The organism is Caulobacter sp. 17J65-9 (assembly GCF_010975005.1).
GTDB lineage: Bacteria > Pseudomonadota > Alphaproteobacteria > Caulobacterales > Caulobacteraceae > 17J80-11.
Genome location: NZ_JAAIVC010000163.1, coordinates 1 through 8,307, shown reverse-complemented (window position 1 = coordinate 8,307; position 8,307 = coordinate 1). Strand labels below are relative to the sequence as shown.

The following is an 8,307-nucleotide window of genomic DNA, read 5'->3' as shown; positions in this document are numbered from 1 at the left end:
GGCCCTGTCGGGCGGGCTGGCCCGTGGCTCGGGCGACGACACGGGCGAGACCTCGACCCCGGCCTCGCGCAGCCTCGGCGGCGCGCTGGATGTCGGCGGCGATCTGTCCGGCTCGGGCCAGGCGGCGGGCGCCCAAGAAGGTGCTCAGGGCGGCGGCTCGGCCGGCGGCTCCGCCCAGGCGCAGACCGACGTGAAGCGTCCGCGTCAGACCAAGGTCAAGGCGGACGCCAACGGCTCGGCCGAAGGATCCGGTTCGGTTTCCGTCGGGCGCTAATCCCCCGTCCCTCACGCCCGACGGACGAGGGGCGGCGGCCGGGCTCCTCCGCCGCCCCTCCATTTTCTGCCGCAAAAAGCAAAACGCCCGCCGGGAAGGGGTCCGGCGGGCGTTTCGTTTTTAGTCGTCAGGCGGAGCCGCTTACGCGGCGACGGCGCCCTCGGCCGGGTCGCGCAGGACGTAGCCGCGGCCCCAGACGGTCTCGATGTAGTGCTTGCCGCCGGCCGCGGTCGCGAGCTTCTTGCGGAGCTTGCAGATGAAGACGTCGATGATCTTCAGCTCCGGCTCGTCCATGCCGCCGTACAGGTGGTTCAGGAACATCTCCTTGGTCAGGGTCGTGCCCTTACGCAGGGAGAGCAGCTCCAGCATCTGGTATTCTTTGCCGGTCAGGTGGACCCGCACGCCGTTCACTTCGACCGTCTTGGCGTCGAGGTTGACGGTGATCTCGCCGGTCTTGATGACCGACTGGGCGTGGCCCTTCGAGCGACGCACCACCGCATGGATGCGGGCGATCAGCTCTTCCTTGTGGAACGGCTTGGTCATGTAGTCGTCGGCGCCGCCGCCGAACGTTTTGACCTTGGTGTCGATCTCGGTGGTGCCCGACAGAATCATCACCGGCGTGTTGACCTTGCCCACGCGCAGTTGGCGCAGGACGTCCAGGCCCGACATGTCGGGCAGGTTCAGGTCCAGCAGGATGATGTCGTAGTCGTAGATCTTACCCAGATCCACGCCCTCTTCACCCAGATCGGTCGTGTAAACGTTGAAACCTTCGGACTTCAGCATCAACTCGATGCTTTGCGCCGTGGCGCTATCGTCCTCGATCAACAGAACTCGCATTCGGCCCCTCCCGGCGAAGCGTCCCGCCACCGAACCCTACAGACAGGTCCGGCCCTTACCTCTGAACGCTAGGCCGCCAGTTACTTAAGATTGGTTAATCCTAACGACTGCCCCGAATCGTAGGGTGATTTGCGAGTCCGCGTCCAGCGGTCGAGTCAACGATTCGATTCTTAAGGCGACGTTAACGGGACCCCCTCGTCCCGACCGCGCCCTCCCTCGCCGCGCGGTTGAATTAACCTTATGAAGATTCGCCTGAAACTGACGGCGCGTGGCCTGCGCCCGACCGCCGCAGCTGGGGATAACGCGGCGCGCCGGAACGCGGCGCCGCTCCAGCCTCGCCACAAAATTTAAAGCCAAGCTCGAACAGCCCCGCTCCTAGGTGGTTTTCCCCTACCTGGTTCAGCTGTCGGTTGGGTTCCAAACATGGCCTATTACAACTATCTCGGGCAGCTCATGCCCACGAGCGGCGGCGTCGTGGACAGTCACGCGGCGCGAAACGACCCGACCCCACAGACGCTCGCCGGCACCGACAGGAATAATTCCATGCTCGGTGAAGAGAACGACGTGCTGATCGGGCTGAAAGGCGACGATTGGTATTATGCGATGGGCTACAACACCAAGGTGGTCGAGGCCGCGGACGGCGGGATCGACACGGTGTACGCCTGGGCCGGCTCCTACGCCCTGCCCGACAACGTCGAAAACCTGGTCCTCGAAGGCGGCAACGAGAACTACGGCGTCGGCAACGCCCTGAACAACCTGATCTTCGGCAAGGACGGCAGCAACTCGCTATACGGCGGCGCGGGCGACGACGTGCTGGTGGGCGGCGGGGGCTCCGACTACTTCGTCATCGTCAAGGGCGAGGGCAACGACGTCATCCACGACTTCAAGGCCGGGCAGGTGGTCGACGGCGACTACGTCCGGCTGATCGGCTCCGACTTCAAGAGCTTCGCCGAGATCAAGGCGGCGATGACCCAGAAGGGCGCGGACGTGTTTCTGCAGAACGGCGACGAGGTCGTCGTCTTCCGCGACACCCGCATCGAGCAGTTCACGGCCGACGATTTCCAGATGCCGCTGGACCGCAGCCGGCTGGGCGAACTGACCTTCTCGGAGGAGTTCGACAGCCTGAACCTGTCGCCCGGGGGCACGCTGAACGGGATCTGGAAGACCAACTACGGCTACGGCGACGCCAGCAGCGTGGAACGCTACACCCTGCCCAGGAACGGCGAGCTGCAGATCTACGCCGCGCCGGGCTTCCAGGGGACCAGCGGCCACGACCTGGGGATCAACCCGTTCCACGTCGAGGACGGGGTGATGTCGATCCGGGCCGAGAAGGTCGGCGCCGACGTCAGGTCCGACATCTGGAACTACGACTACACCTCGGGCCTGCTGACCACGCGCGGGGCGTTCTCCCAGCAGTACGGCTATTTCGAGATCCGCGCCGACCTGCCGGAGGGCAAGGGCCTGTGGCCGGCCTTCTGGCTGCTGCCGGACGACGGCCGCGCGGTGGAAATGGACATCCTCGAGGGGCTGGGCCACCAGCCCTACGGGCCCTACGCCTACCGCCACGACCGCACCGACGGGCCCAACAAGCTGGCCGGCATGCAGAACCTGCTGCCGCACCCGGAGGGCTTCCACACCTACGGCCTGCTGTGGACCGAAGACGCGATCGTCTACTACCTCGACGGCCACGAGGTGTTCCGGGCGGCCAGCACGCCGGCCTCCAACACCCCGATGTACCTGATCCTGAACCTGGCCGTCGGCGGCGCCTGGCCGGGATCGCCGGACGGCCAGACGAGCCTGCCGGCCGACTTCAAGATCGACTACGTGCACGTCTACGAGCTGGCCAGCGGCGCGGCGCCGCCGCCGCCGCCCACCGACCCGGCCAAGCACCTGATCGGCGGCGACGGCCGCGACGAGCTGATCGGCGCCTCCGGCGCCGACACGCTGGAGGGCGGCGCCGGCAACGACTACCTGCGCGGCGAGGGCGGCGTCGACCGTATGGTCGGCGGGCTGGGCGACGACACCTACGTGGTCCACCAGACCGGCGACGTGATCGTCGAACTGGCCAACCAGGGCTGGGACACCGTCCAGACCTGGGCCGACTACACCCTGCCGGACAATGTCGAGTTCCTGTCCATGTTCGGGGTCGCCAACATCGACGCGACCGGCAACGCGCTCAACAACACGCTGCGCGGCAACGCCGGCGCCAACGACCTTTACGGCATGGGCGGCGCCGACCGGCTGGAGGGCTGGGGCGGGCGCGACCGGCTGGACGGGGGCGCCGGCAACGACGTCCTGAACGGCGGCCTGGGGGTCGACACCTTCGTCGTCCGCGAGGGCGCCGGCCGTGACGTGGTCGAGGACTTCGTGGTCGGCGAGGACCTGATCGAGGCGACCGAGTTCACCGCCTGGCGCTCGATCACCCAGCAGGGCGCCGACACCCTGGTGGTGTTCTCCGACAACGCCTCGCTGGTGCTGAGGAACGTGCAGGCCGGCGCCCTGAAGGCGTCCGACTTCGTCCTGAAGGGTTCGGGGCCGCCGCCTACCGATCCGGGTCCGGGGCCGGGGCCGGGCGATCCGCCGCCGCCGACCACGAACACCATCCTCGGCACCGACGCCGCGGACTCGCTGAAGGGCACGGCGGCCGCCGACCGCATCGAAGGCCGCGGCGGCAACGACTACATCGACGGCGGCGCGGGCGCCGACGTCATGGTCGGCGGGGCGGGCAACGACTCCTATCTGGTCGACAACGTCGGCGACCGGGTGGTCGAACTGGCCGGCGAAGGCACGGACTCTGTCGGCGCCTGGATCAGCTACGTCCTCCCCGACGAGGTGGAGATCCTGAACCTCAAGGGCACGGCGGCGATCGACGGGACCGGCAACGCCCTGAACAACCGCATCACCGGCAACGACGCGGCCAACCGCCTGGACGGCGGCGGCGGGGCCGACTGGCTGGAGGGCGGCGCCGGCGACGATCACCTGATCGGCGGGGCCGGCAGCGACGTGTTCAGCTTCCGGCCGGGCTTCGGCCACGACGTGATCCACGACTTCGTGGCCGGGGGGACCGACGACCGGATGAGCTTCACCGGGTTCGGCTCCGCCCGCCCGACCGTCACCCAGGTCGGGGCCGACACGGTGATCGCCTTCGGCACCGGCGAGAAGATCACCCTGCTGAACGTGAACAGCGCCGACCTGACATCTCAGGACTGGGGCTGGGGCTAATCCCGAGATTTTGTCCCGGACGGACGCAACTATCTGTCCGTCCGGGATAATTTCGAGCGCAGCTCGAACACCGATCTCGCCTAGGGCGTTTTTCCTACGCACTTTGGCCAGGGTCGGTTCCGAATGGCGTACCTCAATTACCGCGGGCAGGTGATGCCCGAGAGCCGCAGCGTCGTGGACCGCTACGAGGCGCGCAACAATCCGGCGGCCCAGACCCTCACAGGCACCGACGCCGCCAACGCCCTGCTGGGCGAAGCCAACGACACGCTGATCGGCAAGGGCGGCGACGACTGGTACTACCTGATGGGCTACAACACCCGTGCGGTGGAGGCCCCGAACGGCGGGATCGACACGGCCTACGCCTGGGCCGGCTCCCACGCCCTGGCCGCCAACATCGAAAACCTGGTGCTGGAAGGCGGCGACCAGAACTACGGCGTCGGCAACGCCCTGCCCAACCTCATCATCGGCAAGGACGGGCGCAATTCGCTGTACGGCGGCGCGGGCGACGACGTGCTGGTCGGCGGCGCCGGCGGCGACTACTTCGTCATCGTCAAAGGCGAGGGCAACGACGTCATCCAGGACTTCAAGCCCGGGACGGGCGCCGACGGCGACTTCGTGCGGCTGATCGGTTCGGGCTTCCATACCTTCGACCAGATCAAGGCGGCCATGGTCCAGCAGGGCGCCGACACGGTCCTGCACGTGGGCTCCGAGGTCGTGGTGTTCCGCAACACCAGGATCGCCCAGTTCACCGCCGACGACTTCCAGCTGCCGCTGGACCGCTCGAAGCTGGGCGAGCTGAACTTCAACGACGAGTTCGACCGGCTGAACCTGTGGTCGGCGGGCACGCGCGAAGGGCTGTGGAAGACCAACTACGGCTACGGCGGGCCGACCACCGTCGACCGCTACACCCTGCCCAACAACGGCGAGCAGCAGATCTACGTCGCCCCCGGCTTCCAGGGCACGGCCGGCCGCGACCTGGGCCTGAACCCCTATTCGATCAGCGGCGGGGTGCTGAGCATCCGCGCCCAGCGCGCGCCCGACGCCCTGCAGCCGAGCATCTGGGGCTACGACTACACCTCGGGCATGCTGAGCACGAAGGGCGTGCACGCCCAGACCTACGGCTATTACGAGCTGCGCGCCGACCTGCCGGAAGGCCGTGGACTGTGGCCCGCCTTCTGGATGCTGGCCGAGGACGGCCGCAAGGTCGAGCTCGACATCCTCGAGGCCCTCGGCCACGAGCCCAACGGGCCCTACGCCTTCCGCCACGACCGGACCAGCGGGACCAACAACCTGGCCGGCATGCAGAACCTGCTGCCGCACCCGGAAGGCTTCCACACCTACGGCCTGATGTGGTCGCCGCAGTGGACCATCTGGTATCTGGACGACCAGGAGGTGTTCCGCGCGCCGACGCCGCCCGCGCTGAACTCGCCGATGTACATGATCGTCAACCTGGCGGTCGGCGGGAACTGGGGCGGCCCGCCGGACGCCCAGACCGTGCTGCCGGCCGACCTCAAGATCGACTACCTGCGGGTCTATTCGCTGAACGGGGTGAGCGAGCCGGTCCCGACCCCGACCGACGCCGTGCGCACGCTGAACGGCACGGCCGCGCGCGACGAACTGATCGGGGCCAGCAACAACGACACCCTGCAGGGCTTCGCCGGCAACGACTACCTCAGCGGCGGGGGCGGGAACGACCGGATGATCGGCGGCCCGGGCGACGACTACTACGTGGTGCGCCAGGTCGGCGACGCGGTGGTCGAGAAGCCGGGCGAAGGAAACGACACCGTCGAGGCCTGGGTCGACGTGACCCTGTCGGCCGAGGTCGAGCACCTGACCCAGTCAGGCGCGGCCAACATCGACGCGATCGGAAACGCGCTGAACAACACGCTGCGCGGCGCCGCCGGCGGCAACGACCTGGACGGCGGGGCCGGAAACGACCGGCTGGAGGGCTGGGGCGGGCGCGACCTGCTGATCGGCGGGCTCGGAAACGACACCCTGGTCGGCGGCGTCGGGAACGACCGCATGCGCGGCGGCGCGGGCGACGACCGCTTCGAATTCGCCCCCGGCTTCGGCCAGGACGTGATCGAGGACTTCCTGGCCGGCGGGACCGAGGACCGCATGGCCTTCATCGGCTTCGGCTCGACCCGGCCGACGGTCACCCAGTCCGGCGCCGACACCATCGTCGCCTTCGCCAGCGGCGACCGCGTCACTCTGACCGGCGTGACCAGCGCCCAGCTGACGAGCGCGGACTGGAGCTGGAGCTGAGCGGGCTCAGGCCCGCCGGTAGCTCCACAGGCCGGTGAAGCCGCCGCGATGGCGCCAGGCCAGCAGGGCGGCGATCCCCGCCGTCGCGGCCCCGACCGGCCACAGGCCGCTCAGGAAGACGTGGACCAGCAGGATCACCGTCACGGCCGGAGCCAGCAGCACCAGGCCGAAGGGCGTGGTCCGCTCACGCAGCAGCGCCAGGCCGCCCAGCAGGTAGCTGGCCGCCAGGGCCGGGTCGATGAAGCCGGTCGCCGCGATCGCGTGATCGAAGGCCGCCGCCGCCGGCGTCGCCTGCGGCGGGCGCGGAATGGCCCCCGTGGTCAGGGTCACGACGATCATCACGCCCGTGGCGATGAAGAACAACGCGTACAGCCAGCGCAGGCCGATCCAGGCCCGATCGATCATGGTCATGGCATGCCTCCCCCAAGGCGTCGCTCACCCCACGAAACCGGCGGACCGGCGTTCCGTCAACCTTCCACTCAGGCGACGCCCTCGGGTCCGCGCCGGAAGCCCACGGCGATGCGGTTGTAGACGTTGATCAGGCCGATCGCGATCGTCAGGTCGGCGATCTCCTTGTCGCTGAACTGCGCCTTCACGGCCTGGAAGTCCGCGTCCGGGGCGGCGGTCCGCGGCAGCAGGGTCAGGGCCTCGGCCCAGCCCAGGGCGGCCTGCTCCTTCTCGGAGAACACGCCCTGCGCCTCGCGCCAGGCGGAGGCCAGCAGCATCTTCTGGTAGGAGACGCCCTCCTTCGCCAGGTCCTTGCTATGCAGGTCGATGCAGTAGGCGCAGCCGTTGATCTGCGAGCAGCGCAGATAGACCAGATTGACCAGCGGCGCGGGCAGGCCGGACTTCAGGACGTAGCCGTAAACCTGGCCCAGCGCCTTCATGCCGTCGGGCGCGACGTGGGTGTAGTCGAGGCGCAGGGTCATGCGGCCGTCTCCTCTCCGAGGCGACGGAAACTCGTCGAGGCAGGAGTGAGGTTCGCCGGGCGTTAGCGATGCTGCTCGGGAAATCCGATCCCGCTGTCGCGCAGAAAATCGGCAAGCTTCGGCCCGAAGACCATGGCCGCGAGCAGCGCCGTGACGACCACGACGGCGACGTAGAGCCTCTTATGGCGGTCCGCTGCCAGTTTCATTCCGCTCTCGCCGAGGACGAGGGACGCTACCATGAATTGAGATCCCGGCAACCTGAGGGGGAGACGTCGCCAGGCGTCGCCGTCGCGCGACCCGGCGTCGCCTCGTCAACCATTCTTTAGGGTGCGTTAACGGCGTCAGGCCGATCATCGGTCGCTAACCTGGGACTGGCCTGTTTTGCGCAACCTGATCGCCGCCGCCGAGCGCATCGATCCGCTGACCGTCTGCGGTCGGGTGGCGGGCGTGAACGGCTTGCTGATCGAGGCCAAGGGCGGCCTGAGCCGCCTGGAAGTCGGGGCCCGGGCCGAGATCCTGCGCAGGTCCGACCGGCCCCTGCCGGTCGAAGTGGTGGGCTTCAAGGAAGCCCGCGCCCTGCTGATGCCGTTCGGCCCGGTCGAGGGCGTCGCGCCCGGGGCCGAGATCCGGATCCTGAACGAGGGCGCGGCCGTGCGCCCGACGCTCGGCTGGCTGGGCCGCATCGTCGACGCCTTCGGCCAGCCGGTGGACGGGCTGGGCCCGCTGCCGACCGGCCAGGCCGCCTATCCGCTGCGCGCCGCGCCGCCGTCCGCCCACGCC

Annotated in this window: 7 protein-coding genes and 1 pseudogene; 4 read left to right on the top strand and 4 right to left on the bottom strand. The window is 68.7% G+C overall.

Annotated elements, in window-relative coordinates; all coding sequences use genetic code 11:
• The coding region (locus G3573_RS17995; RefSeq protein WP_205598347.1) for a hypothetical protein at positions 1-274 on the top strand (274 nt) is incomplete at its 5' end.
• Positions 275-415: 141 nt separating this feature from the next.
• Here G3573_RS17995 and G3573_RS17990 read toward each other — a convergent pair.
• Positions 416-1,111 (bottom strand): response regulator transcription factor, encoded by a 696-nt coding sequence (locus G3573_RS17990; protein ID WP_163263073.1) that lies wholly within the window; start codon positions 1,109-1,111, stop codon positions 416-418.
• Positions 1,112-1,654: 543 nt separating this feature from the next.
• Here G3573_RS17990 and G3573_RS17985 point away from each other — a divergent pair.
• On the top strand, positions 1,655-4,333 hold the full coding sequence (locus G3573_RS17985) for a family 16 glycosylhydrolase (RefSeq protein ID WP_163263072.1): 2,679 nt from the start codon (positions 1,655-1,657) through the stop codon (positions 4,331-4,333).
• Positions 4,334-4,456: 123 nt separating this feature from the next.
• On the top strand, positions 4,457-6,598 hold the full coding sequence (locus G3573_RS17980; RefSeq protein ID WP_163263071.1) for a family 16 glycosylhydrolase: 2,142 nt from the start codon (positions 4,457-4,459) through the stop codon (positions 6,596-6,598).
• A gap of 6 nt (positions 6,599-6,604) precedes the next feature.
• Here the strand turns inward: G3573_RS17980 and G3573_RS17975 are convergent, their stop codons facing one another.
• From G3573_RS17975 to G3573_RS17965, 3 genes are all read right to left on the bottom strand, one after another.
• Positions 6,605-7,009 (bottom strand): hypothetical protein, encoded by a 405-nt coding sequence (locus G3573_RS17975; RefSeq protein ID WP_163263070.1) that lies wholly within the window; start codon positions 7,007-7,009, stop codon positions 6,605-6,607.
• 68 nt (positions 7,010-7,077) lie between these two features.
• Complete coding sequence (locus G3573_RS17970; protein ID WP_163263069.1) at positions 7,078-7,527, bottom strand: carboxymuconolactone decarboxylase family protein; 450 nt, start codon at positions 7,525-7,527, stop codon at positions 7,078-7,080.
• Between the two features lie 62 nt (positions 7,528-7,589).
• Positions 7,590-7,733 (bottom strand): hypothetical protein, encoded by a 144-nt coding sequence (locus tag G3573_RS17965; protein WP_163263068.1) that lies wholly within the window; start codon positions 7,731-7,733, stop codon positions 7,590-7,592.
• Positions 7,734-7,908: 175 nt separating this feature from the next.
• Between G3573_RS17965 and fliI the strand changes: the two are divergent.
• A pseudogene (fliI, locus tag G3573_RS17960) lies at positions 7,909-8,307 on the top strand (flagellum-specific ATP synthase FliI); the annotation flags it as partial.